Here is a 21,293-nt window from a genome sequence, read left to right on the forward strand (position 1 = left end):
CCCACATGAGGCTCAGCCTCGCGCGCATGGCAAGTCATACATCACCAGACAGACCGGCAGGGAGGCGGAAGGTGGCGGATCCTCGGGCGAAACGTGCCGGTATCTTAATTGCGACTGGCGCTAGGAAAGCAGCTTCTTTGATAAGATTCTGTTCTAAAAAAGATCAAATGTTATCTTCAAGTGCGCTGAATATGCTCGTGTCAGCCTCATCTGCCCAAATCGATGCTTGGGCGAACGTTCCGAACAGCACTGACAGCATTAGCTTTCCTGTTTCTATGGCATCGGCGTTTGTTTCGATTCTACGCTCCTGGCAAGCCTCGACGATGTCGGTCATACGCGCCAGTAAATCGCCATAATGTGAGCTCAATCGCTGGCGTAGCGCCTCATTGCATTGGGCTTCCGCCCAACCAAGAACCGCCATGCGCCGCAAGTCGATGGGGCCGCGATCGGAAACCGAGTCGATTGCTTTCTTGACGCGTTTTAGGAAGTCGCCGGGTGATTGCACAGGATTGCGAAGCAGCGGTGCAATTTCCTCTCGCAGTTCCATCATCGATGCATCGGCGGCAGCCAGTATGAGCTCATCCTTGCCTTTGAAATAGCCGTAGACGGCCCCTGCCGAAAGGCCGGATGCGCGGATGATGTCATCCATGCTGGTTGCGTGGAAACCATTCTCCTGAAAGCCAAGCCTTGCGGATTGCAGCACATGTCTTCGGCGCGCAGCCCGGCGCTCTTGCGGACTACTTCGGATAAATGCCATTTGCCGTGCTGGCAATGACGAGCATGGCATGCTTCTCCTTTGCTCTGAAGGCGGATATCTTGCCGCGCGCAATATGGCTCGCAAGTTTTGGTAAGCTCTAGGCGTCCCGCGGGATGTGTAGTGCTATGACAAGACCGGCGCCATTTCGATTTTGGCCGGTGATGGTGCCCCCATGCAATTCGATGCCACGTGAGGCAATCGCGAGGCCAAGACCAGCGCCTTTTGCACGCATGGTGTCGCCGATGCGCACGAACGGTTCGAACAGGTTGGCAAGTTCTTCTTCCGGCACGCCTGGCCCCGTATCGGCGATTTTGACGCTGATTTGGTTCGGCTCGGCGCGCGCATTGATGCTCACCTGTCCCTTGTCCGGCGAATATGTCAGCGCATTGCGGATCACGTTTTCAAAGCTGCGGTGCAACATCTCAGCATTGCCGGTCAGGGGCAGATGGTTCGGTCCCTCATAACGGACGCTTATCTGGCGCCGTTCGCCTTCGAAATTAGCGTCGTCAATGATCGGTTCAAGCAGATCCACAATGTCCAGAGGCTCTCGGGTCAGAACGGGTTCGTCCTGTTCCAGCCGGGCAAGCGTCAGGATTTCGTCAACAAGGTGATCAAGCCTGCCGATGTCCGTACCCATCTGGCGCAGCATGGTCTGGTACCTTTGCGGTTGCTTTTCCAGAAGGGCTATTGCTGCCTGCAGTCGCGCGAGCGGAGAACGGATCTCGTGAGAGATATCGTGGAACAACCGCTGACGACCTTCCGACAAAGATTGCAACTGCGAAGCTGCGTGGTCGAACGCATTAGCAAGGTCGGTCATATAGGGATCGCGTGGCCGCAGAACCGGTGTGATACGGGTCTTCAACCGACCATCCGCGAGATCTCGCAGCCCTTGACTTAAGATTGAAAATTCTCGGGTCATCCGTCGTGACACAAGATAGGCGGCAATGGCACTGATGAGCGCGCCGAACGACAGCGGCAATGTCAGCGTCCGAATCTCATCCATAATGGTTGATGGCGCCTCTGGTCCTGTGAGTGTCAAGCAATGGCCTGCGCTATCTGCAATGCTGAGTTCCGCATTACAGTCGGCATCCGCTGTAGCTACAAATGGAACAAAAACGGAAGCCATCGACTGCCATTCGACAAGCGCCTGGTCCGCACCATATTCTTGGGTCAGGCGGGCAAGCGCTGCCAGTGCCAGTTCCTGCGTTACATCGTTTCGGACAAGTGGTGGCGTTTGCCAGTTGGCGAGGTGAATAAACAGCGCAAACGACACCAGTGTCAGAAAGATCGTGCCCCAAATCAGAAGAAATATGCGCAGCAGCATTGCCCTATTCCAACACGAACTGATAGCCGACGCCCCGCACGCTGATAATGGGCGAACGGCCGTCGTCAAACGTGCCGATCTTTTGGCGGATGGCAGAAACATGGACGTCCAGAGAACGATCGTAGGGTGCAAGCGGTCGGTCAAGAGCCTGAAGTGACAGATCCTGACGCGATACGGGTCTGCCCATCCGACCGACGAGCACTTCCAGGATACTGAATTCGATTCCGGTTAGTAACAGCCGCTGACCATTCCAACTGGCCAGCCGACGCTGCTGGTCTATCGTCAGGGGGCCCTCAGCCACCATGCCTTGCGGGCCAGCGGCAGTATTTGTCCGGCGCAGGATGGCGCGGATGCGCGCGGCCAGTTCGCCGGGCGAGCAGGGTTTTGCAAGATAATCGTCAGCGCCCAGATCAAGTCCAGCGATACGGTCGATTTCGTCGCCGCGCGCCGTCAGCATCAGCACCGGAATATTGCTTTCCCGACGGATGCGGCGCAGAACCTCCAGCCCGTTCAGGCGCGGCATCATGATATCTAGGACGACGATTTCAGCGCGAGCATCCACAATTGCGCCCAAGGCGCGCTCACCATCATGGGCGGTCGCGACGGTAAAGCCCACTTGCTGCAGATAGTCGTTCAGCAGCGCGACCAGTTCCACGTCATCGTCGATCAGCAGCACCGATGGCATCGGCATTATCCCCTGTCATTCTGGCCGGGATCCTATCGCAGAGAATGCCTATTGCGAGAAGTTTTACCTTTCTTGACGGAATCTTAACACAACTTAACATGCAGCTCTCTCATATAGGTTCCAGCAAGCTTCGGAGTCGCCGATGAGATTTCAATATGCCTTTGTCGCGGCGCTATCTGTCGCGGGTTGTGATGTTCCGACGGTCGAACCGCGTCCCCAGCAGGCGGTTGCAGCGCAATTTACCAGCGCGGTGCCGCGCAGCGGGCCGGCGCTGGATATGAACTGGATGACAAAATTCGGCGATGCCAGCCTGACCCAGCTTCTGCGGCTGGCCGCCCAGTCCAGCCCTGATTTGCGCACCGCCGCCGCCAATGTCCTGTCCGCGCGCGCGCAGGCGGGACAGACTGCGGCCGATCTTTACCCATCCGTGACGGGGCAGGCGAGCGGCACGCGCAGCGGCGGTGACGACCAAGCGACCGGCAATAGCCATAGCGGGCTGGTCGATGCCAGTTGGGAAGTGGACATGTTCGGCAAGCTGAGCAACAGCACCCGCGCCGACCGGCTGCGCGCCCGGGCCGAAGAATATGATTTCGCCGGCGCCTATGTTACGCTGGCCGCCGAAGTGGGCGACGCCTATATCGAGTACCGCGCCTGCCGCGCATCCGAAGCCGTTTACCGCGACGCCGTCGCATCGCAAAAGCAGACCCTGAGTTCGACGCAAGAGCTTGCCGGCTCGGGGCTGAGCGCGGATTCCGAACTGGCGCTTGCCCGTGCGAACGTTTCGAGCGCCGAGATTTCGCTGGCCGATCAGGCCGCCGATTGCGAGGTCGTCGCCCAATCCCTGGCAACGCTGGTGGGCGCGCCGCAAAACCAGGTCCGTTCGATTCTCGGCACCGGATCGGCGCTACCTATCGTCAAGGGGTTCCGCGTGACCTCGGTGCCGTCGGATATGCTGCGCCAGCGGTCCGATGTCGCCGCGGCAGAGGCGAATTTCGCGGCTGAACTGCTGGATATGAAGGTGGCGAAGGCCGATCTTTATCCCTCGCTTACGCTGGATGGATCCGTCACGGTCACCGACCCCTCTAGCTGGAGCTTTGGGCCGGCGCTGGATCTGCCAATCTTCGATGGCGGCCAGCGACGAGAGGCTGTGCGGGGTGCGAATGCCGATGCCATTCTGGCCGCTGAGACCTATCGTTCGACCGTTCTGACAGCGGTCGAGGAGGTCGAGAATGCGTTGACGCGCATCAGCGCCGCATCCAGCAACGTCCAGACCGCAGGCGCGATGGTTGGACAGTATCAGGAATATTTCAACACGGCGGACGAGGAGTGGCGCGTCGGCTGGTCAACCCTGCTGGATCGCGAGGAAGCGCGGCGTCAGGTGCAGACGGCGCAACTGACCCAGATTTCGCAGCGCGAAACCGTCCTGCGCCAATGGATCGCGCTTTACAAGGCGGTTGGCGGAGGGTGGTCGCGTCCGGCGCCAAAGACACAGCCCCAGACACAGACAGCCAGCGCCTCGGAGGGCTGAGATGAAGAAATTTCTCCTGTTCATTCTGCTGATTGCGGCCGCAGCGGCAGCTTATCTTTTCTACACCAGATCGCAGGCCGCAGCGCCGGCCGAGGAAGCACAGGCCAGCACCGCCGAACAGTCCTCTGCCCCGTCGGCGCTGACGGTCACGGTCGCCGCGCCGCAAACCGATATCTGGCCCGAGGAGGTCGAGGCCAGCGGCTGGACTGCTGCCTGGCAAGAGGTGGTGATTTCTTCCGAACTGGGCAATCAGAGGATCGAGACGCTGACCGCTGATGTCGGGGATACCGTCAAGCAGGGCGACCTGCTGGTCGAACTGTCGCACGCCTCGCTGGAAAACGACATTGCAGAGCTTGAGGCGTCTGTTGAATCTGCCCAGGCAGAACTGGATCTAGCGACCGCCGATGCCGATCGTGCGCGCCAGCTTGACGGCGCAGGTTCCGGCGCTCTGTCAAAGCAGGAGGCCGCCGAATATTACGCGACCGAACGCAAATCCAGGGCCGAACTGGCCTCGGCTCAGGCGCAGCTTGCGTCCTCTCAGCTGGACCTGGAACATGCCCGGATCAACGCGGCCTATGGCGGGGTGATCTCCTCGCGCGAGGCCGTGATGGGCGATGTCGTCAGCGAGGGCGAGGAGCTTTACCGCCTGATCCGCGACAACCGCATCGAATGGCAGGCAGAGGTGCCGCTGCGTCAGCTTCTGCCGATCAAGGTCGGCACGCCGGTCAGCATCCCGTCACCCTTGGGCGAGGTGACCGGAGAGGTCCGCCGGATCGCGCCCGCCGCGTCCGAGGAGAATGGCCGGGTCAAGGTCTATGTTTCGCTGAACGAGCCGGAAGATGGGCCGGATCCCAAGACCGGCATCATGATCAGCGGGTCGCTGGTCACCGGCGAAAGCGATGCATTGCATGTGCCGTCATCCGCGATCGTGTTGCTGGACGGTTTTTCCTATGTCTTCGTCCTTGACCCCGAGGATCAGACGAAAGTGCGCCGCGAGCGGGTCGAGACCGGGCGCCGCCGTGATGACCGGATCGAATTGCTGGGCGATTTCGATGCCAATGCGCAGGTGGTTCAGGCGGGCGGGTCTTTCCTGTCCGATGGATCGACCGTGACCGTCACCGATGTTGCAGAAGATGCCGCCGAACAGGCCAGTGCCCCGAACAACGCATCGGGCGAGGAGGCCGGCCAATGAACATTTCCGCATGGGCGATCCGCAACCCTGTTCCGCCAATCCTTGCCTTCATTCTGCTGACCATCGTTGGGCTGATGTCGTTCAACAAGCTGGAGGTGCAGAACTTCCCCGACATGACTCTGCCGACCATCAATATCTCGGCCACGCTTGACGGTGCTGCCGCGGCCCAGCTTGAAACCGAGGTGGCGCGCAAGATCGAGGATCAGCTGACCGGTCTGTCGCAGCTTGATTCCGTCACCACCACCATCACCGATGGCAGCGTCAGCATCGCCGTGGCCTATCAGGTCGGCAAGGATGTGCAGGTCGCACAGGACGAGGTACAGAACGCCGTCGATCAGGCGCAAGGTGATCTGCCATCGGAAATGAATGCGCCGACGGTATCAAAGGACAGTATCGGGTCTTCGCCGCTGATCACCCTTACCGTCAGTTCCGACCGGCTGAGCGATGCCGAGCTGAGCTGGTTCATCGACAATGACATGGAACGCGCGTTGATGAACGTCGATGGCGTCGGTGAGGTCGGCAGGCTTGGCGGCGTCGATCGCGAGATTCTGGTCGAATTGAACCCGGACCTGCTGAACGGTCTTGGACTGACGGCCGAAGATGTGAACACCCAGCTGGAAGCCGTGCAGGGCGATCTGTCGGGCGGCAAGGCAGATATCGGCGGTCAAAGCCAGTCGCTGCGCGTTCTGGCCGCCGCCGATGATGTCGATGAAGTGCGCGCGACGCCGATCCCCTTGTCGAATGGCAGTTGGGTCCGGCTGGATGAATTGGGCAAGGTCACCGACACGCATTCCGACCTGACCTCGTTGGCCTATCTGAACGGCAAGCCGGTGATCGCCGCGCAGATCAAGCGCCTGACGGGCTATTCCGATCTTGCCGTGACCGAGGCCGTGCGCGAGGCGATGCATGAATTTGCCGCCGCGAACCCGCAGGTCGATATCGAGGAAGCCTATAACACCGTCCTTCCGACCGAACAGAATTATGAAGCCTCGATGACCATGCTTTACGAAGGTGCCATCATCGCGGTGATCGTGGTCTTCCTGTTCCTGCTGGACTGGCGCGCGACCTTCTTGGCCGCCATTGCGCTGCCGCTTTCGGTGATCCCGACATTCCTGGTCATGGAATATATGGGCTATACGCTGAACACGGTGACGCTTCTTGCACTGTCGCTGGTGGTCGGCGTCCTCGTCGATGACGCCATCGTCGAAGTCGAGAATATCGAGCGGCACATGCATATGGGCAAGCCCGCCTATGAGGCCTCGATGGAGGCAGCCGACGAGATCGGGCTGGCGGTCATCGCCACCACCTTCACCCTGATCGCCGTCTTTCTGCCCACCGCCTTCATGTCCGGCATCACCGGCATCATCTTCAAGCAGTTCGGCATCACGGCCTCGGTCGCGGTTTTCTGTTCGCTGATGGTGGCGCGGTTCGTGACGCCGATGATGGCCGCCTATCTGATGAAAACCAAGCCCAAGGCCGAAAAGGGCGACGGCTGGATCATGCGCAACTACCTGCGCGTTATCCGCGGCGCCTTGCGCCGTCGCTGGATCCCGGTGCTGGGCGTGTTGGGCTTCTTCGGGCTGACCTTCATGATGCTAGGCCATCTGTCGACCGGCTTCTTCCCGGCATCCGACGACAGCCAGACGCAGGTCAGCATCACCACCCAGCCCGGCTCGACCATCGGGGAAACCGATGCCATTGCCGTGCAATCCGCGACCGCACTTGCCGGGGTCGAGCATGTGACCGGGGTGTTTCAGGTGACGGGATCGGCCTCGACAGGCGATACAAGCTCGTCCGGTTCCAGTTCGGTCACATCGGCCACGCTGGTGGTTAATCTGACCAATATCGACGACCGCGACGTTTCGCAGACCCAGATTGAGGCTGATATCCGCGAGGCCGTCGATGGCATCGCAGGCGCGCGGGTCGAGGTGGGGTCCGGCGGAAACGGGACCGAGTTGCAGATCACGCTCGCCGGCGACAACTCCGATACGCTGGAACAGGCCGCAACCGATCTGGAGGCCGCGATCCGCGAAAATGTTCAGGGCATTGGCAATGTGACCTCATCGGCCGCGCTGCAATCGCCTGAGGTGGTCATCACGCCGGATCTGGCTGTGGCGGCGTCTTACGGCGTCACCTCGCAGGCCTTGTCGGATGCGATACGGGTCGCGACTTCGGGCGCTTACGATGCCGCGCTGTCGCAACTGAACCTGCCCGAACGACAGGTGCCGATCCGGGTCACACTGGACGAAAGCGCCCGTGCGTCGCTTGACCGCATCAAGCTGATCCCGGTTGCGGGCAATGACGGCAATGTCACGCTTGGCGCGATTGCGGATGTCACCATCGGGTCGTCCCCGTCCGAGATCAAGCGCCTTGACCGTTCGCGCAATGTCAGCGTCACGATTGAGCTGAACGGGCGTAACCTCTCCGATGTCAACCGCGAGGTGCAGCAGCTGGACGCCTATCGGAACCTGCCCTCCGGCGTGCAATTCGTCGAACAGGGCGATCTGAAGCGCCAGTCCGAACTGTTCACCAGCTTTGCCACCGCGATGGCGATCGGGATCCTGTGCGTCTATGCGGTGCTGGTGTTGCTGTTCCACGATTTCCTGCAACCCCTCACCATCCTGATGGCGCTGCCGCTGGCGCTTGGCGGTGCGCTGTTCCCGCTGGTGATCACTGGTACCAGCTTCTCGATGCCGGCGGTGATCGGGCTTCTGCTGCTGATGGGGATCGTGTCAAAGAACTCGATCCTGCTGGTCGAATACGCCATCGAGGCGCGGCGTGGCGGCATGTCCCGCTTCGACGCATTGGTCGATGCCTGCCACAAGCGCGCCCGCCCGATCATCATGACCACCATCGCAATGGCCGCAGGCATGGCGCCTGCTGCCTTCAGCCTGGTCGAAGGCGACCCCAGCTTCCGCCAGCCGATGGCCACGGTCGTGATCGGGGGACTGTTTACCTCGACCTTCCTCAGCCTGCTGGTCATTCCGGTCGTCTATACCTTCATCGACGACGTCGAGGGGCTGGTGAAGCGTATGGTCGGGCGCAAAGCAAACCCTGACGGGGAGGTTGAACTGCAATGACAAAGTTGGGCCGTGTTTGTCATTAATTAGCGGCCCCTCTCCCGTGTCATCAGTGTTCGACGAAGGGAGATCGCTTTCATTTAAATGCCCGCAGTGACTGCGGTTCGATAATGGTATGTTCTTGGCAAGGAGAGAACTGAAATTGGTCAGAGAACTACCGAAAATGAGCTCTCTGCGGCCGACGTTTCGCGATGTTCTGATTGCTACAAAAAATCCACCTCAACGCCACCTCAACCCTTGGCTGCAGTTTTGGCGCGGGTTGTGCGTCCGAAAGCCGCGTGATGAGGTTGAATGTCGGAATGGAAATCGCAAGAAATCAAACGGTTGTCTCGTAAAGTGCTGAAATCACTCACTTTCCGATTTTCCCCCTTGATCGGCTCATAACCTGAAGGTCGTAGGTTCAAATCCTACCCCCGCAACCAAAAAATCCAAATATATCAAACGCTTGGGTGCAGACTGAAATAGTCGGGCACCACAAGCGCGCAAACACATCAACGCCACGTCAACGTTTGATGAGGCCGGTAGCGGGAAGCCGTCGCGCCTCCTGCAATTCCGGCGTCAGTTCGCCTACACAGAATACGCAACTCGAAAGCCGCAGTTCCCGGTCGAGCTGTCAGGATCGTTCTGCGTGCGCGAATGCACATCCTCGGGAAACATGCCCCAGATGAAGCGCGGGTCCTTCTCGTCCGGGCCGTTATCCGAGAGGAAGAGAATGAGGGTGTTATCATATTCGCCGGTCTCTTTCAGGTGGTCGATCAGGCGACCGATGTTCCAGTCCAGATTGGCAACCATGGCGGCGTAGATTTCCTTGCTGCGAGACGAGCGGGCCTTCTCCTCGTCCGACAACGAGTCCCATGGCCGCTGGTTGCCGCCCACGACGAATTCGTTGATCGGCGCGTTCTCGGGGAACAGCCCAAGATCGGTCATTGATTCGATCCGCTGTTCAAGCAGCACTTCGTAGCCTTCGTCATAGCGCCCGGCATAGCGGTCGATCCAGTCCTCCGGCGCCTGCAACGGCCAATGCGGCGAGGTATAGGCGACATAGGCGAAGAAGGGCTCTTCGCTGCCGTCGCCAAGATATTCGATCATCCGGTCGGTGTAGAAATCCGTCGAATAGAAGCCTTCGGGCAGCTTTTCGACCGGGACTCCGTTATCGAAATAGGGGCTGATCGGCCGGTCGGGACCAACCCCTTTTTGCAGTGCGAAATGGTCGCTGCCCCCGACGCCCATGACGAAGGACTGATCGAAGCCGCGATCATTGGGCAGGTAGCCTTCGTCCATCCCAAGATGCCACTTGCCGACCATGAATGTGCTGTAGTCAGCAGCTTGAAGGACTGCGGGAAAGGCGACAACCGAGTCATTGAGGTGCCCGATATAACCCGGCTGCCCAAGCTGGTTCGGTGCCTTTGGCATCTCATACATCAGCCCGAGACCGGCCAGATGGGCGTCGGTACCCGACATCAGCATGGATCGTGTCGGCGAACATGAAGGGGCGACCGCCACATTCGTGAAGAGCATGCCGGAGCCGGCAAGACTGTCCAGATTGGGCGTGTCAATTTCGCCGCCTGTCACGCCCAGATCGGTGTATCCCAGATCGTCGGCGAGGATGACCATGATATTCGGTCTTTCCTGCGCAGCGGCCGCGCCGGTCGCGAGGCAAGTCGCGACAGCTAAGGCGCTTGCTATCATGGGCTTATTGCAGTGGATGTTCATAGGGTTCCTCCTCCCTTTTCCATTAATATTGTGAGCACACAAAAAATCGCTCGTCGCTGGACTTGCAGTGTCGTGTTGCAGCCCCCGTCGGCGGCAAGGCGAGGTGTATGTCGGTCAGTTCGTCGCAGGTGCAGTCCCGCCCGTTTCCCCCGCTGCCTGACCGGCTCGCGCGAACAGCCAGGAGCAGGCGATGGCGACAATTGCGGCGAAGCTGCCAATGGCGCCGAAGCCGAAGATTTCGACCAATGCCCCGCCCAGGAAGGGCGCCACGGCCGAGCCGGTCATCAGCATGGCGGGCGTGGCCGAAACGGCGCTGCCGGTTGGGTCGTGGCGGGCGATGAAGCCGAAGACGAAGGTATGGGTGAAGATCATCACGGCGGCGAAGAAGATCGCCGGAACGGCATAGCCCATGAAACTGCCCGACAGCATGATCAGCAATGCGAAGACGCCCTGCACAATTGGGCCGACACGGCTGACGCCGATTGCGGGCAGGCAGTTTTCAAGCAATGCCGCGAGGGCGGGCGGGAACAGGTTCACGATGCCCAGAAGGATCAGCACGATCTCGACATTGCCCTCGCCAAAGCCGCGCGCATTGCCGACCTGGATCAGATAGCTGAAGACCAGCCCCTGGATCAGCGCCATGCCCATGATGCCTTCGATGGCGAAACGGACGGGCCTGGGGAAGCGCGTGGACAGATCGACCGTCTCGGGGACCGAACCTTCTGGCATCCACAGCGTGGTGATGATCGCGGCGGCCAGCATGGTGCCGCCCGCGGCATAGAAAAAGGCCTGCGGGCCGAGGACACCGATAAGCTGCGGCACGCCGCCGAGAAACAGCAGAGAGAACAGGCCGAAGCCGATCCCAGCATAGGCAAACATCCGGTGTGGGTTTTCGGCCCGCCCCATCGTGCCGTGGACAACGGAAAGCGCCGTGCCTGCGGCCATGCCGCCGATCAGATGCAGCAGCAGGTGGATGGCAAAGCCGTTCATGAACGTCATGGCCAGAAAGCAAGCTCCTGCAATCCAGTAGCCCGCAGGCGCCAGCATCCGTGGTTGCACCTTGTCAAAGCGGCGCGACAGGAAAAGCGAGGCGATCACGGCGCCCAGCAGAAAACCTGTCGGCAGCGCCCCGCCCATGGCCGGACGATAGCCATAGCCGCCGATCAGCGTGTCGACCCAGATCGGCAAGGCCGCCAGGTCGATCATTCCTGCGACATGGCCAGCGATCAGGGCGAAGCCCGCGCTGCGCGCGTTCAGTTTCGTCATCTCATCCTCCCATGGCGCGGCGTGCGCGCCCTGTTTCTGGTGGTTGCGACATGCAGGGTCGCTGCGACTGGTTTTTTGTGGTTCTCGCGGGCGCTCCCCAATGCCCGCGCCTTGTCAGCCGGTCATTTCACGCCTGAAGAATTGCAGGATCGTGTCGAAGATTCGGATCTCGCCGCGCTCTGCTTGGTCAGGAGTGGCGGATCTGTAGGTCAGCGCCTTGTGCGGGCCTGCATCGTCCAGATCATTGCGGTTCAGGAAACCGTGGCCGAGGCCCTCGATCTCGATCAACTCGGCCTGCGCGCCGGCGGCGCTGAGCGCGTCGAATAGCAACCGGCTTTGCCCGGCACGTACATGGGCGTCATAGGTGCCGTGCATGATCAGGAAGGGGCAGGACGCGCCGTCGGCATAGTTGACCGGACTGGCCTGACCAACCCTTTCCGGCTGCTCGCTGATGGCGCCGCCGACAAAAAGCGATTCCAGCGAGTCCGGGGCGGCAGAGGGACCGGGCGGCGGCAACTTGGCCGATTCCGGATCCTCGCCGGGCAGGGTAGCGCCGCCTTTTTGCGCGTCGATCTGCAGGAAATCCGTGGGACCATAGCCTTCCATCACGGCGGCAACCTTGGACGACGCATCTGTCCACTCGCCCGAAGCAAACTCATCTGCATTCGACAGCGCCGCCATGGCCGCAAGATGACCGCCCGCCGAAGACCCCCACAGGCCGATCCAGTCAGGATCGATATTGTATTCCGCAGCATGGCTCCGCAGCCAGCGGATCGCGGTCCTGGTGTCGATCACCGCTGCGGGAAAGATTGCCTCGCCGCTCAGCCGGTAGTCGATGGAAACCATGACGAAGCCGTCATCCGCGAAGAAGCGCCTCAGGTCCGGGGCCAGCTTGCGGTCGCCGAAGCGCCAGCCGCCACCATGCAGGAAGATGATCGCCGGAAACGGCCCGTCGCCTTCGGGGATATAGAGATCGGCCAGCCTGTCCCGGCCGCCGGCCCGCGAATAGACCCGATCGGCGACCAGCCGGGTGCCGGTTCCGGTGTCGGCAGCGGCGCTCATGTCGCGGTCCCGTCCTTGGGCGGCGCGCCGGGCGGCCCACCAAGAGGCACGATGTCCAGCTCATCCAGCTTGGCGATCACCCGGTCGAAGCGGAAGGGGCCGGGCTCCTGCGGATAGACATGGCCTTCATAGGGATCGCCGAGGGTGAAGAAGAAGTCCTCGAAAATGCCGGGGATCAGCCAGCCGAGCGTGCGACAATAGGGCGTGGTGAACTGGAAGGCATGGGGTGTGCCGCGCGGCACGAACAGCCAGTCGCCGGGGTTTAACTCCAGGATCTCGTCGCCCGCCTTCATGCGGATCGTGCCATCGAGGCAGAGAAACATCTCGTCATGGCGCAGATGCTTGTGCGGGGGGATCATGTCCCCCTGCGGGCCTTCGTTGAACAGGGTCAGGAAGCGGCCATCGGTCTGCGGGTTGCGCCCGGCAAAGGTAAAGATCTGGTCGGCGACCACGAGCCGTTCGCCCTCGCCGCTTTCGATGACATAGGGCGCGGCGCTGTCAGGCAGCACCTTGCCGGGAAGAAGCAATTCGGGCGCGTCGGGCAGCGGTCCGACGATCTCGGTATCGGTGCCGGGCGGGGCGGCATGGCCGGCCAGGTCACTGGCCTTACCGGGATCGGTCGCTGGCTGAATGAAGCCTTCATAGGGCGCACCCGTTGCCGCAAATAGCCTACCTGCCGTGCCGCCGGTCTGGAAGATCATGGTGACGGTGCGGTGCCGCGTCATGCGGAACCCGTAATCCGTGCCCGGCGGGATCGAGGCGGTGTCGCCCGCGATCAGCGCGAAGCTGTCGCTGCCAATCGTCAATTCGACAGCGCCTTCCATCACATACAGGCTGGTGAATGCCTCGCCATGACGGATGACGGGCAGGCCCGCACCCTTGCCACCGGTCAGCATGTGCAGGCAGAACGCGCCGTCTGTTTCCGCGCCAGTCGCATAGGTCGAGGCGACCATGCCGCCGATCAGATGCCGCGGCCCCTTGCCGTTGCGGATCCCATAGGGCGTGTGTGTGCTCGGTAAGGCGTTGAATTCCATGAAGTAACCTCCCATCCAGCGAAGCCCCGGCCCGGAAGCGGTGGGCAGGAAGAATTCGCGTCTCCTCGGGTGGATTATAGGAAGGGAGCGACTTCGGCAGAAATTGATTGTTCAAGGGGAATTACATTCACCAAATCTATGATTGGTAATCCGCCAGTTCGACGATCAGGCGACGCAGCCATGCAAGCCCCGTGTCATCGGCGCGCTGCGCGTTCCACTGCATGACGATCACGTTTGGTGGCACGTCGAAGGGCAGGGGGTAAGAGGTCAGGGGCAGCAATTTGGAGAATTTGACCGCGACGGTTTCGGGTACCGCGCCCAGCCGATCCGTTCCGACCAGATGCCATGGCACCGTCATCTGGCTGGGGACCGAAACGGCCGCATTCAGACGGCCATGGGCCTGTTCAATGATTGCGCGGTCGACTGGCACTTTCTGTTCCGGCCCGATCTCGACGATGACATGGCTTGCGGCGAGATAGCCCTTGGCCGTGATCGCCGTCTTGCCCCATGCGCCCTCGCGACAGGCCAGCACCCGGAAGCTTTCCTGATAAAGAACCTCCATCGGGTGATTGGCCGAGGCGAACTGGCGCGGGATCAGCAGCATATCGACGCCACCGCGCTCCAGAACCTGATCCGGGCTGCTGCCAAGCGGGCGAATGAAAAGCTTAATGCCGGGCGCTTCGGAGGCCAGCCTCACCGTCAGGCGGGCCAGAAGATCGGTTGCAATTGCGTCTGCCGTGCCAACGATGATCCGGCGCTTGAGCCGATGGGGCGGGGCATCGGGCGCGGTGATCACGCCTGTCTCGATCCGGCGCAGAACTTCTTCCAACTCTGCCTGCAGCGCCCGCGCGCGATCGGTCAGCACCATGCGCCGGCCGACGCGGACCAGCAGTTCATCGTCGAAATATTCGCGCAGCCGCGACAGCGCATTGCTGGACGCCGCCTGCGAAAGGTTCAGCTTCTCGGATGCGCGCGTGACATTGCGCTCTCGCATCATCACGTCGAGCGCAACGAGAAGGTTCAGATCCAGACCACGAAACCGCATGAAATCACGTTAGCAGGCTTTGCCGGTTCTGCCATATGCGGATCAATTCGCCCCGAGCGCGCCCAGATGGCGCCGTATCTCGCGCGCGCTGCGCAGGATTTCCTTGGTCACCAGCGCCCTGACCAGGTCGAAGCGATGGCTGGGGACGGGGATCGAGACCGCGTAGATCTCGTCCAGATGGCTGCGCATGGCGATGCCGACTGCCGAGATTCCTTCGGTATGTTCGTCGCGGTCGCTTGCGAAGCCGGTCTTGCGAATCTCGGCCAATATGCGGCGCAAACCGTCCCAATCGGGCTTTTCGCTGCTGGCGGACCATTCGGCCTCGGCCATCTGCCTTGCCTCGTCGTCGGGAAACAGCGCCAGCGTGGCACGACCGTTTGCGGTGGTCGTCAGCGGAAAGCGTTCCCCAACTGACGACACCGCGCGCAGCCGATGCGTGCCGGGCACCTGATCGAGAAAGACCATCACCCCGTCACGCAGCACAGAGAGATCGGCGGTTTCACCGGTCTTGTCCACGATGTGGGTCAGATAAGGACGGCAGAGCGGCACCGCATCGAACTTCGCCGCTGCCGCAAGCGATGCGATTTCAGGACCAAGGCGGATTCCGGCATTGCCAATGGTCGTGACCAGCCGCTCTTCCTGCAGGGCCGAGACGATTCGCTGCACCGTCGAGCGCGCCAGCCCAACGCGTGTTGATATCTGTCCAAGCGAAAGGCCCTCGGGATCGTCACGCAACGCCCGCAGTATAGCGGCCGCGCGACCGATTACCTGTATCCCGTTTCGCGGCGACTGATTCGCGCCTTCATCACTTGTCATGCGTCCTCGCCTGCTGTGCTATGGGCCATTAGTACATCTCGCGATGTGGATATCCACGTCACTATGCCCACGATGCGATACACTTAACCCTTTTTCGTAAAAATTCCTTTGACCGCAATGCAGGCCATGTGGCCCGCTATACGGGACGGATGGGAGGACATCCAGTTCAATCGGTTTACATCACGCTGGGGCGGTTTCGGCGCCTTCAGCGATCAGAGGAGGACTGCTTATGGTCAAGGTTCGCGGCATTGATTTCGAGGGAAACACCGACAATTCCATGGGAGTTGAGTTTTACAACCTCAGCCACCGTTTCGGATTTCAGAACCCCAACTGGCCCTATTTCGAAGACACCAAGATCGAGCGCATTCATTACATGGCCAAGTCGGGCGTGCTGTCGCAACGCATCACCACGACGATGCATGCCACCACTCATATCGACGCACCGGCCCATGTCGTCCAGGGCACGCCCTTCATCGACGAGGTGCCGCTGCCGCATTTCTTCGGCACCGGCATCGTCGTCTCGCTGCCCAAGAAGAAATGGGAATTCATCACTGGCGACGACCTGGAAAAGGCCTGCGGCAAGGTCATCCGTAAGGGCGATGTGCTGATCATCAATACTGGCTGGCACAAACAATATGAGGATGGCGATTACTTCGCCTATTGCCCCGGTTTCGTGAAATCGGCCGGCGAGTGGATGGTCGAGAAGGGCATCAAGGTCGTCGGTCACGACACCCAGGCCAATGACCATCCGCTGGCCACCGCCATCGGCCCGCAGCGCAACGGCCCGCTGCTGCCGCACCTGGCCGAGGAATACAAGGAATGGTCGGGCGGCAATGATTGGAAAGACGATTTCCCTGAATGGGAGCCGGTCCACAACATCCTGTTCAAGAACGGTATCATGGGCATTGAGAATGTCGGCGGCGATCTGGATGCCGTCACCGGCAAACGCTGCACCTTTGCCTTCTTCCCGTGGAACTGGGATCGCGGTGACGGCTGTATCGTGCGCCTCGTCGCGATGACCAACCCGGACCAGAAATACCGGATCGAGCCGGGCGAGAAGTTCTGATCCAGCCGAACGACGCGGGCGGCATGACCGCCGCCCGCATCACGGGTCCGATGCTTTTGGGAGGGGCAGGCGACATGAAATCTGCGATCTATTTGACACTGACTGGCCTGATGGTCGTGTCGTCGCCGGCCATCGCGCAGGTCGCCGATACGCCCGAGATCGCCCAGAAAATCCGCGACATGGGCACGACGCTCAGCCGCGAGGTTGTCGGTGGCACTCATGAGATCTACGCACCGCTCTATCCTGCCATGCCCATCGCAGGCGTGGAACTGGTCGCCGATCAGGCCTATGGCGAGGCCGACCGCAACCTTCTCGACATCTACAAGCCTGCCGATGCGGGTGGGACCGCGCCCATTGTCATCTTCGCCCATGGCGGCGGTTTCGTGCGCGGTGACAAGGCTGAGGTTGCCAATCTCGGCCCCTGGTTCGCCCGGAATGGCGTGGTCTTTCTGGCGATGAACTACCGCCTCGCGCCGGAGGCCAAATGGCCCTCTGGCCCGGAGGACATGGCGGCGGCGATCCGTTGGGTGCGCGACAACGCGGAGCTCCATGGCGGCGATCCGCAAAAGATCATCGTCGCGGGCAATTCCGCCGGTTCGGCCCATGCGGCGGACTACGCTTTCCGCGAGGATATGCAGGTCGAGGATGACGGGGTGATCGGCGCGATCCTGATCTCGCCGCCGACGGCCAACCTGACCGATCACGAGATCGATCCCGAACGCGACGCGCAATATTACGACACCGCCGCCGGCTCGCTGGAGGATATGTCCTATATCCGCCAGCTGGACGGGCGGGCGCTGCCGGTCATGGTCGCGGTCGGAGAGCTGGATATTCCGCTCGCGCAGGATCAGGCCGGCCAGTTGATTGATGCGCTATACGCCCGAGACGGCCACCTGCCGACGACATCGGTCGTGCCCGGCCACAACCACATCTCGATCATTGCGCATATCGGAACCGAGGACACTTCGCTTGGCACCGACATGCTGGAATTCATCCGCTACGCCGCGCTGTTTCCGACGCAATAGCCGGTGGACAGAAGGGGAGAAGACATCATGACCGATCATGGAACAGCGCCAAACCCGGTAATGCTCGCGACAATAGCGGCTTTCGCGTTGCTTTCGACGGGTGCTGCGGCACAGGAAAGCGAGCCATCGCAGCAGATCATCGCGCCCGAGGCAGCCGAGGACGACATTGTCGTCACGCTGCTTGGCACCGGAACCCCGGACCCGCGCATCGACCGCTTTGGGGCAAGCATTTTGGTCAATGCTGCGGGTCAGAACCTGCTTTTCGACGCGGGCCGCGGTGCTGTGATCCGGCTGGAACAGATCGGTGTATCGCCCGGCGCGATCGACCAGCTTTTCGTGACGCATTATCACTCCGACCATATCAACGGTTTGGCCGATCTCTGGCTGACCTCGCGACTGCCGCCGCATGGCAACCGGCAGACACCGTTTCCGATGACCGGGCCAACGACGGCCCGCTGTTGGTTGGCCAGGATCTGATGAATTTCGTGATCAGCGGCGATGGGGTCACCCAGGGCTTTGCTGGCGACCCGACGAAGCCGCGCCGGGAAGGCGAATAGATGGGCGCTGCACCGGATCAGGAGGAAAGCTGATGACTGGCAATCTGTTGACGAAATCGGCATTGGCCGCCGCATTCGCGCTGTCGACAGCGGTTTCCGCCGGGGCGCAGCAAGCCGACCAGCCGGTGAAGGAGGCGGCTATCGTGGTCACCACGCTCGGCACCGGGGCGCCGGTTCTCAGCCCGCTGCGGTTCAGCCAGAGCACGCTGGTCGAGGCCGGCGCGCATAGGCTGCTGTTCGATGCCGGGCGTGGCGCGGTTGTCAGGCTGGCACAGGCCGGCATTCAACCCTCCAGCGTCGAGCATGTCTTCTTTACCCACTATCATTTCGACCACACGATCGGTTTCGACGATTTCTGGCTGAGTTCCTGGCTTCCGGCCGGCGGTGCGCGTAGCGAAGCGCTGCAAGTCATCGGCCCGACCGGTGCGGCGGATCTGGTCGCGGGGCTGCAATCTGCCTATGCCGACGATATCGCGATCCGCATCGCCGATCAGGATCTGCCGCAATCGGGCACGGAAATCGAGGTCACCGAATTCACCGAGGACGGCGTGGTCTTCGATCAGGGCGGCGTGACCGTCACCGCCTTCGCGGTCAATCATGGCGAGCTGATCACGCCGAACTTCGCCTACAAGATCGAATATGACGGCCATTCCGTCGTCATCAGCGGCGACACCCAGAAAGACGACCGCATTATCGAAATGGCGACGGGTGCCGATCTGTTGCTGCATGAGGTCGGCGCCGCTCGGCCGGAACTGGCCGAACGCCCGCCGATCCAGAAGATCCTCGCGCATCATACGCTGCCCGAGGAGGCGGGTGAGGTCTTTGCGGCCGCAGCGCCCAGGCTCGCTGCCTATACGCATCTCGTCCTTCTGGGCCGACCCGGCATAGCGCCCTTGTCGGATGCGGAACTGATCGAGGCGACGCGCGCCACCTATGACGGCCCGCTGGTCGTGGCCGAGGATCTGATGCGGTTCGAGATCGGCGATGCCGGCGTGAATGTCGTGAAATTCGAGGAATAGCAGCTGACTCGAGGAGGAAAAGGCATGCTGATCAAGCGTTTCGAAGATGCAGAACCCTATGAGGCGCCCAATCACTGGGGTGTCAGCGGCCTGCGTCTGCAAGGGTTCGAAGAGGGCGGCCCCACCAAACAGTGGATCGGCTACAGCCAGTTCCTGCCGGGCGGCGGGGCTGGGCCGGACGCGACGCCGGTGGAAAAGCTCTATGTTGTGCTGGAGGGCGAAATGACCCTCGAATGGGACGGCAGAACCGAGGTGCTGCGCGCCATGGACAGCTGCACCATTCCCGCCGGACAGACCCGACGGATCGAGAACAAATCCAACCATGTCTGCAAGATGCTCGTCGTCATCCCCTATCCGCCGGAGGCCAAGTGATGTCCGTGACCGATCCGCTGAAAATGTTCGATGTGAAGGGCAAGGTGGCGCTGATCACCGGCGCTTCGGGTGCCTTTGGTGCCGTGGCCGCGCGGGTGCTGGCCGGGGCCGGCTGCAAGCTGGTGCTGGCAGCGGGAAGCGCCGATGCCCTGTCCGAAATCGCCACGGAATGCCGCGATGGCGGAGCCGATGTGACCGAAATCAACAGCCGCCCCGACAGCGAGGACGCCTGTGCTGCGCTGGTTCAGGGCGCGGTCGATGCCTACGGTTCGCTGGACATTCTGGTCGTCGCTTCTGGCATGAACAAGGTCGCCAAGATCGACGAGATGGCGCCCGAGACCTTCCTGTCGGTGATGGATGCCAATGTGACCCAAAGCTGGCTGCTGGCCCGCGCGGCGACGAAGCAGATGAAGGCGCAGGCCGCCGGCGGCAAGATCGTGCTGGTCAGTTCGGCCCGCGGGCTGCTGGGACATCCGGCGGGCTATACGGCCTATTGCGCCTCGAAGGCGGCGGTCGATGGGATCACCAAGGCGCTCGGATGCGAGTTGGGGCCTAGCGGGATCACCGTGAATGCCATTGCACCGACGGTCTTTCGCTCGCCCCTCACCGCCTGGATGTTCGAGGATACCGACCAGGCCAAGGCAGTGCGTGACGGTTTCCTGACCCGCGTGCCCAAGGGCCGGCTGGGCGAACCCGAAGATCTGGCCGGGCCGCTTCTGTTCCTGTCCTCTAGGGCCAGCGATTTCTACACCGGGCATATCCTATATGCCGATGGCGGCTATACGGCGGGCTGAGGCGATGCAGAAGAACCTTCAGATCGCTGTGATCGGGGCCGGGCTGATGGGCCACGGCATTGCCCTGACGCTGGCCCGCGCCGGGCAATCTGTGGCCGTCACCGACCCCATGCCCGAGGCCCGCGCGGCATTGCCGCAGCGCGTCGCGGAAAGCCTGACCCTGATGGGCGAAAACCCGGAACGGATCGCCAGAATCCTCAAGAAGATCGAGATCGTCGATACCATCGAGGCCGCCGTGAAGGATGCCTTCGCCGTCTTCGAGGCCGCGCCCGAGAAAATGGCGCTGAAACAGTCGATCTTTGCCGAGATCGAGGCGCACGCGCCCGAGACCTGCATTCTGGCCTCGAACACCTCGGTCATGCCGATCACCGAGATCATGTCTGGCCTGCGCCTGAAGGATCGCGCGCTTGGCACCCATTGGTGGAACCCACCGCATATGATCCCGCTGGTCGAGGTGATCCGAACCGAATGGACGGATGAGGCCGTAATGCAGGTCATGATGGAGCTGCTGGCCGATGCCGGAAAGATGCCGGTGCGGGTCGAAAAGGACGTGCCAGGCTTTATCGGCAACCGGCTGCAACACGCGCTTTGGCGCGAGGCGATCAGCCTTGTCGAACGCGGCATCTGCGACGCGGAGTCCGTCGATACGGTGGTGAAATCCTGCTTTGGCCGGCGGCTCTCGGTGCTGGGGCCGTTGGAAAACGCCGACCTGGTCGGCACCGATCTGACGCTGGATATCCATAACACGGTGCTTGCCGATCTGGAAGATCGCGCCGGACCCTCGCCCTATCTGGAGAGGCTGGTGGCGGAGGGCAAGCTCGGCATGAAGAGCGGCGAGGGCTTTCGCAAATGGACCCCGGAAGACGCGACGGCGACGAAAAACCGCGTCACCACCCATCTGCGCAAGCTTGAGGGAATTCTGAAGGAGTGAAGGCAAGCAACCGGCGCCAATGCCTGC

The 21,293-nt window shown here is 61.5% G+C and carries 19 protein-coding genes; 10 read left to right on the forward strand and 9 right to left on the reverse strand.

Annotated elements, in window-relative coordinates; genetic code table 11:
• Nucleotides 1–163: 163 nt before the first annotated feature.
• From FQV27_RS15065 to FQV27_RS15075, 3 genes are all read right to left on the reverse strand, one after another.
• Nucleotides 164–787: a TetR/AcrR family transcriptional regulator gene (locus FQV27_RS15065; RefSeq protein WP_342779892.1), complete on the reverse strand. Its 624-nt coding sequence runs from the start codon at nt 785–787 to the stop codon at nt 164–166.
• A 67-nt stretch (nt 788–854) separates the two neighbouring features.
• Nucleotides 855–2,081 carry a sensor histidine kinase gene (locus FQV27_RS15070; RefSeq protein ID WP_186827318.1) on the reverse strand — a complete coding sequence of 409 codons (1,227 nt, stop codon included), beginning with the start codon at nt 2,079–2,081 and terminating at the stop codon, nt 855–857.
• A gap of 4 nt (nt 2,082–2,085) precedes the next feature.
• Nucleotides 2,086–2,772: a response regulator transcription factor gene (locus FQV27_RS15075; protein WP_222611708.1), complete on the reverse strand. Its 687-nt coding sequence runs from the start codon at nt 2,770–2,772 to the stop codon at nt 2,086–2,088.
• Between the two features lie 136 nt (nt 2,773–2,908).
• On the opposite strand from FQV27_RS15075, the gene FQV27_RS15080 reads away from it, so the two are divergent.
• Genes FQV27_RS15080 through FQV27_RS15090 form a run of 3 tightly spaced genes read left to right on the forward strand, consistent with a single transcriptional unit; the run spans nt 2,909 to nt 8,566 of the window.
• Entirely contained in the window at nt 2,909–4,294 is a 1,386-nt protein-coding gene (locus tag FQV27_RS15080; protein ID WP_147100094.1) for an efflux transporter outer membrane subunit, read from the forward strand.
• Nucleotide 4,295: 1 nt separating this feature from the next.
• A complete protein-coding gene (locus FQV27_RS15085) occupies nt 4,296–5,486 on the forward strand; it encodes an efflux RND transporter periplasmic adaptor subunit (protein ID WP_147100096.1) in 1,191 nt (396 codons plus the stop codon).
• Nucleotides 5,483–8,566 (forward strand): efflux RND transporter permease subunit, encoded by a 3,084-nt coding sequence (locus FQV27_RS15090; RefSeq protein WP_147100099.1) that lies wholly within the window; start codon nt 5,483–5,485, stop codon nt 8,564–8,566. The genes FQV27_RS15085 and FQV27_RS15090 overlap by 4 nt, the downstream gene beginning before the upstream one ends.
• A gap of 567 nt (nt 8,567–9,133) precedes the next feature.
• On the opposite strand, the gene FQV27_RS15095 is transcribed toward FQV27_RS15090, so the two are convergent.
• The 6 genes from FQV27_RS15095 to FQV27_RS15120 form a co-directional block, all read right to left on the reverse strand.
• The gene (locus tag FQV27_RS15095) at nt 9,134–10,279 is read right to left on the reverse strand and encodes a sulfatase-like hydrolase/transferase (protein WP_147100100.1); all 1,146 of its coding nucleotides are present in this window, start codon (nt 10,277–10,279) and stop codon (nt 9,134–9,136) included.
• Nucleotides 10,280–10,393: 114 nt separating this feature from the next.
• Nucleotides 10,394–11,545 carry an MFS transporter gene (locus tag FQV27_RS15100; protein WP_147100102.1) on the reverse strand — a complete coding sequence of 384 codons (1,152 nt, stop codon included), beginning with the start codon at nt 11,543–11,545 and terminating at the stop codon, nt 10,394–10,396.
• A 114-nt stretch (nt 11,546–11,659) separates the two neighbouring features.
• Nucleotides 11,660–12,607, reverse strand: coding sequence for an alpha/beta hydrolase (locus FQV27_RS15105; protein ID WP_147100104.1), 948 nt, complete (start codon nt 12,605–12,607; stop codon nt 11,660–11,662).
• Entirely contained in the window at nt 12,604–13,641 is a 1,038-nt protein-coding gene (locus FQV27_RS15110; protein ID WP_186827319.1) for a cupin domain-containing protein, read from the reverse strand. The genes FQV27_RS15105 and FQV27_RS15110 overlap by 4 nt, the downstream gene beginning before the upstream one ends.
• A gap of 136 nt (nt 13,642–13,777) precedes the next feature.
• Nucleotides 13,778–14,686, reverse strand: a complete 909-nt coding sequence (locus FQV27_RS15115; RefSeq protein ID WP_147100108.1) for a LysR family transcriptional regulator — start codon at nt 14,684–14,686, stop codon at nt 13,778–13,780.
• Nucleotides 14,687–14,728: 42 nt separating this feature from the next.
• Complete coding sequence (locus tag FQV27_RS15120) at nt 14,729–15,502, reverse strand: IclR family transcriptional regulator (RefSeq protein ID WP_147100109.1); 774 nt, start codon at nt 15,500–15,502, stop codon at nt 14,729–14,731.
• A 229-nt stretch (nt 15,503–15,731) separates the two neighbouring features.
• Here FQV27_RS15120 and FQV27_RS15125 point away from each other — a divergent pair, with 229 nt between their 5' ends.
• The 7 genes from FQV27_RS15125 to FQV27_RS15155 all read left to right on the forward strand — a co-directional run bounded on the left by FQV27_RS15125 (nt 15,732) and on the right by FQV27_RS15155 (nt 21,266).
• Nucleotides 15,732–16,568 carry a cyclase family protein gene (locus FQV27_RS15125; RefSeq protein WP_147100111.1) on the forward strand — a complete coding sequence of 279 codons (837 nt, stop codon included), beginning with the start codon at nt 15,732–15,734 and terminating at the stop codon, nt 16,566–16,568.
• A gap of 74 nt (nt 16,569–16,642) precedes the next feature.
• Nucleotides 16,643–17,593: an alpha/beta hydrolase gene (locus FQV27_RS15130; RefSeq protein WP_186827320.1), complete on the forward strand. Its 951-nt coding sequence runs from the start codon at nt 16,643–16,645 to the stop codon at nt 17,591–17,593.
• Between the two features lie 27 nt (nt 17,594–17,620).
• Nucleotides 17,621–18,070, forward strand: a complete 450-nt coding sequence (locus tag FQV27_RS15135) for an MBL fold metallo-hydrolase (protein ID WP_222611709.1) — start codon at nt 17,621–17,623, stop codon at nt 18,068–18,070.
• Between the two features lie 112 nt (nt 18,071–18,182).
• Nucleotides 18,183–19,169 carry an MBL fold metallo-hydrolase gene (locus FQV27_RS15140; protein ID WP_147100115.1) on the forward strand — a complete coding sequence of 329 codons (987 nt, stop codon included), beginning with the start codon at nt 18,183–18,185 and terminating at the stop codon, nt 19,167–19,169.
• Between the two features lie 24 nt (nt 19,170–19,193).
• Nucleotides 19,194–19,541 (forward strand): cupin domain-containing protein, encoded by a 348-nt coding sequence (locus FQV27_RS15145; protein ID WP_147100117.1) that lies wholly within the window; start codon nt 19,194–19,196, stop codon nt 19,539–19,541.
• Nucleotides 19,541–20,335 carry an SDR family NAD(P)-dependent oxidoreductase gene (locus FQV27_RS15150; RefSeq protein ID WP_147100119.1) on the forward strand — a complete coding sequence of 265 codons (795 nt, stop codon included), beginning with the start codon at nt 19,541–19,543 and terminating at the stop codon, nt 20,333–20,335. The genes FQV27_RS15145 and FQV27_RS15150 overlap by 1 nt, the downstream gene beginning before the upstream one ends.
• A 4-nt stretch (nt 20,336–20,339) precedes the next feature.
• On the forward strand, nt 20,340–21,266 hold the full coding sequence (locus tag FQV27_RS15155; RefSeq protein WP_147100122.1) for a 3-hydroxyacyl-CoA dehydrogenase family protein: 927 nt from the start codon (nt 20,340–20,342) through the stop codon (nt 21,264–21,266).
• The last annotated feature ends 27 nt before the right edge of the window (nt 21,267–21,293 follow it).

The sequence above is a fragment of the Paracoccus aurantiacus genome (genome assembly GCF_007993065.1).
Lineage (GTDB): Bacteria > Pseudomonadota > Alphaproteobacteria > Rhodobacterales > Rhodobacteraceae > Paracoccus > Paracoccus aurantiacus.

What these genes read in the sequence shown, in the direction of transcription:
- FQV27_RS15065 (WP_342779892.1), bottom strand. Translation starts at nt 787, where the DNA reads ATGCCATGCTCGTCATTGCCAGCACGGCAAATGGCATTTATCCGAAGT.
- FQV27_RS15070 (WP_186827318.1), bottom strand. Translation starts at nt 2,081, where the DNA reads ATGCTGCTGCGCATATTTCTTCTGATTTGGGGCACGATCTTTCTGACA.
- FQV27_RS15075 (WP_222611708.1), bottom strand. Translation starts at nt 2,772, where the DNA reads ATGCCGATGCCATCGGTGCTGCTGATCGACGATGACGTGGAACTGGTC.
- FQV27_RS15080 (WP_147100094.1), top strand. Translation starts at nt 2,909, where the DNA reads ATGAGATTTCAATATGCCTTTGTCGCGGCGCTATCTGTCGCGGGTTGT.
- FQV27_RS15085 (WP_147100096.1), top strand. Translation starts at nt 4,296, where the DNA reads ATGAAGAAATTTCTCCTGTTCATTCTGCTGATTGCGGCCGCAGCGGCA.
- FQV27_RS15090 (WP_147100099.1), top strand. Translation starts at nt 5,483, where the DNA reads ATGAACATTTCCGCATGGGCGATCCGCAACCCTGTTCCGCCAATCCTT.
- FQV27_RS15095 (WP_147100100.1), bottom strand. Translation starts at nt 10,279, where the DNA reads ATGAACATCCACTGCAATAAGCCCATGATAGCAAGCGCCTTAGCTGTC.
- FQV27_RS15100 (WP_147100102.1), bottom strand. Translation starts at nt 11,545, where the DNA reads ATGACGAAACTGAACGCGCGCAGCGCGGGCTTCGCCCTGATCGCTGGC.
- FQV27_RS15105 (WP_147100104.1), bottom strand. Translation starts at nt 12,607, where the DNA reads ATGAGCGCCGCTGCCGACACCGGAACCGGCACCCGGCTGGTCGCCGAT.
- FQV27_RS15110 (WP_186827319.1), bottom strand. Translation starts at nt 13,641, where the DNA reads ATGGAATTCAACGCCTTACCGAGCACACACACGCCCTATGGGATCCGC.
- FQV27_RS15115 (WP_147100108.1), bottom strand. Translation starts at nt 14,686, where the DNA reads ATGCGGTTTCGTGGTCTGGATCTGAACCTTCTCGTTGCGCTCGACGTG.
- FQV27_RS15120 (WP_147100109.1), bottom strand. Translation starts at nt 15,502, where the DNA reads ATGACAAGTGATGAAGGCGCGAATCAGTCGCCGCGAAACGGGATACAG.
- FQV27_RS15125 (WP_147100111.1), top strand. Translation starts at nt 15,732, where the DNA reads ATGGTCAAGGTTCGCGGCATTGATTTCGAGGGAAACACCGACAATTCC.
- FQV27_RS15130 (WP_186827320.1), top strand. Translation starts at nt 16,643, where the DNA reads ATGAAATCTGCGATCTATTTGACACTGACTGGCCTGATGGTCGTGTCG.
- FQV27_RS15135 (WP_222611709.1), top strand. Translation starts at nt 17,621, where the DNA reads ATGACCGATCATGGAACAGCGCCAAACCCGGTAATGCTCGCGACAATA.
- FQV27_RS15140 (WP_147100115.1), top strand. Translation starts at nt 18,183, where the DNA reads ATGACTGGCAATCTGTTGACGAAATCGGCATTGGCCGCCGCATTCGCG.
- FQV27_RS15145 (WP_147100117.1), top strand. Translation starts at nt 19,194, where the DNA reads ATGCTGATCAAGCGTTTCGAAGATGCAGAACCCTATGAGGCGCCCAAT.
- FQV27_RS15150 (WP_147100119.1), top strand. Translation starts at nt 19,541, where the DNA reads ATGTCCGTGACCGATCCGCTGAAAATGTTCGATGTGAAGGGCAAGGTG.
- FQV27_RS15155 (WP_147100122.1), top strand. Translation starts at nt 20,340, where the DNA reads ATGCAGAAGAACCTTCAGATCGCTGTGATCGGGGCCGGGCTGATGGGC.